The sequence below is a fragment of the Actinocrinis sp. genome, assembly GCF_035650855.1.
In the GTDB taxonomy this organism is placed as follows: domain Bacteria; phylum Actinomycetota; class Actinomycetes; order Streptomycetales; family Catenulisporaceae; genus Actinocrinis.
The window spans coordinates 1-2313 of record NZ_DASRGV010000048.1 but is presented as its reverse complement, the minus strand read 5'-3'; the positions used below and the strand labels follow the sequence as shown (position 1 = coordinate 2313).

2 protein-coding genes and 1 pseudogene are annotated in these 2313 nt (G+C 69.5%); all 3 read left to right on the top strand.

The window, feature by feature from the left end; translation table 11 throughout:
• A pseudogene (locus tag VFB40_RS03880) lies at positions 1–676 on the top strand (hypothetical protein); the annotation flags it as partial.
• Positions 673–1371: a DUF4129 domain-containing protein gene (locus tag VFB40_RS03875; protein WP_324847874.1), complete on the top strand. Its 699-nt coding sequence runs from the start codon at positions 673–675 to the stop codon at positions 1369–1371. The pseudogene VFB40_RS03880 and the gene VFB40_RS03875, both read left to right, overlap by 4 nt.
• Positions 1368–2313 (top strand): DUF4350 domain-containing protein (locus tag VFB40_RS03870; protein ID WP_324847873.1); only part of this gene is annotated, 946 nt, incomplete at its 3' end. The genes VFB40_RS03875 and VFB40_RS03870, both read left to right, overlap by 4 nt.

Genomic DNA, 2313 nt, shown 5'->3' with positions numbered 1-2313 from the left:
CGGCCTGCTCGCCGAGCCCATCAAGCAATACGTGGACGGAGCGGCGACGACTGCACCGACTCCGGCGCGCCAGACCCGGCAACTCATCCTGCGTCTTTCCGGCATCGCCGCTGTTACCGCACTGCCGCGTGCCATCTTTGTGGCGCTTTACGCGTTCGCCACGCTGTTCGTCGTGAACGAACCGCAGAGCGGGCACGGCTCGGTGATGGCAGCTGTCACCTTCATCGGCGCGCCCTTGTGCTTCGCGCTGATCGCGGACTGGGCGATCGCGCCGTCGGTCGCGGCGCTCGAAGGCGCCCGCGGGTTCGCCGCGCTCTCCCGGTCGCGCAAGCTGGTGACCGCCGGCCGGTGGCGCACGCTGTGGACCACCGGGCTGACGCTCACGATCTCGATCGTGGTGATGCTTCCGCTGATCATCTGTCAGTACTACATCGCCAACACGCAGGGCGTGCGCGATCTGCTCAACGGCGACCCGGTGACCGGCGCGACGTACTGGTGGCTGGCCGGGTATCTCGTCGTGCTCATACTTATCCAGGTCCTGACCGCGCCGTTCCGGGCCGCCGTGGCGACCATGGAATACATCGACCGGCGCTTCCGGCGCGAAGGCCTGGACATCCGCATCGCGTGGGCGCGGGTCGCCCGGACGATCGCCGCCGGAAAGGGGCGGTCGGCATGATGCGCGCAGACACGCCGGTCACCGTCAACAGCGACCAGGCGCGGCAGATGGCGATCCGTGAGCTGTCGAAGTCGCAGTACCACCGCGGTGCGCTGCCGAGTCCGTCCCCCACCACGGCGCTGCCCTCGCCTCCGCCGCTCAGGCAGCCCCCGCATCCGCCGTCGCCGAGCCACGCGCTCGCGGTGGTGCTGATCATCCTGGCGATTTTCGTGCTGGTCGTCGTGGTCCTGCTGGTGCTGCGCTGGCTGGGCAAGCCGCGCACCGAGAAGCGGCGCAAGGAGAAGGCCGCGCAGGGCGCCGGAGCGAGAGGCACGGTCCAAGAGGCCCTGACCGGGGCCGCACTTCACCGCCACAACGCCGAGCGGGCCGCGTCCGCCGGCGATTTCGCGGAGGCGATCCGCGAGCGGTTCCGCGCGGTGATCGCGACGCTCGACGAGCGCGGCCTGTTGCCGGAACGCGCGGACCGCACCGCGGACGAGGCCGCCCGGGACGCCGGTGCGATCCTGCCCGCGCACGCCGAGGTGCTGGTCGCGGCGGCCCGGGCCTTCGACGAGGTCGAATACGGCGAGTACGTCGGCACGCCCGAGGCTTACGCCGTGATCAGCCAGGTCGACGAACTGGTGCGGACCGAGGTGCCGGGAACGCTGCAGCTGCCGACCGCGATAGCCCCGACCGTGCCGGGTGGCGTGCAGTGAGGCTAGTGGTCAAGCAGGTCACGTCTCCGCGTCTCGCCGCTGCCGCGGCGGCAGCCGTGGCGTTGTGCGCCGCGGTCGGTGTCATGGCCGGCACGCCGGCGTACGCGGATGTCACGCCGAGCCCGAGCGGATCGGTCGACACTTCGACGCTGCTCGATCCGAATTCGGACACGGCTCTGCTCAATCTGCTCGGCCAGCAAGGCGTCACGTATTACCCGATCACCGTGCCTGGCGAAGCGATCCGGTACGCGGACGGAACGCCCGACACCACGCTTGTCATCAGCGAGGACGAGCGCCTGAGCACAGACGGGCTCGCCGCATTGCACCGGGCGGGATTCGGGCGAGTCGTGATCCTCAACAACGACGCGGCCACGATCAGCGCGTTCCTGCTCGGCGCGGGCGTCGGTTCGTACACGGACAACATCACGACGCTTGTGCAGCCGTCGTGCACCATCGCAGATCCGGTCGCGGCTGGAAGCGTGGACCTGCATACCGCATCGGCGACGTTCACAGCCGGTGAGACTGACCAGGTCGCGAGCTGTTATCCGGTGAACGGGGCACCGACGCTGATCTACCAGACCTACGGCGGGGCCGACGCGTACGCGGTGGGCTCGACCACGTTCTTCGAGAACGACGAGCTCGCTTCGGCCGGGAACGCGGCCCTGGCGCTGCGGCTGTTCGGGGCGCATTCCAGGCTGCTGTGGCTGGCGCCGAACTTCATACCGGATCCGTCGTTACAGAACTGCTCCGGCTATGACTGCGGCTCGGATCAGAACAATCCAGGTCCCATGCCGACCACGACGATCACAGCAGGCGGCGGAGGCGGCGGCGGTTCGAGCGCGAGCCGGCCGACGCTGACCAGCCTCATGCCGAGCTGGATCTGGTGGGCGCTGCTGCAGCTGCTCGTGGCCGTGCTGCTGGTCGCGTACTGGCGCGGCCGCC

Excerpts from the sequence above, each read along its gene's own strand:
- VFB40_RS03875 (WP_324847874.1), top strand. The coding sequence starts at position 673 with ATGATGCGCGCAGACACGCCGGTCACCGTCAACAGCGACCAGGCGCGG.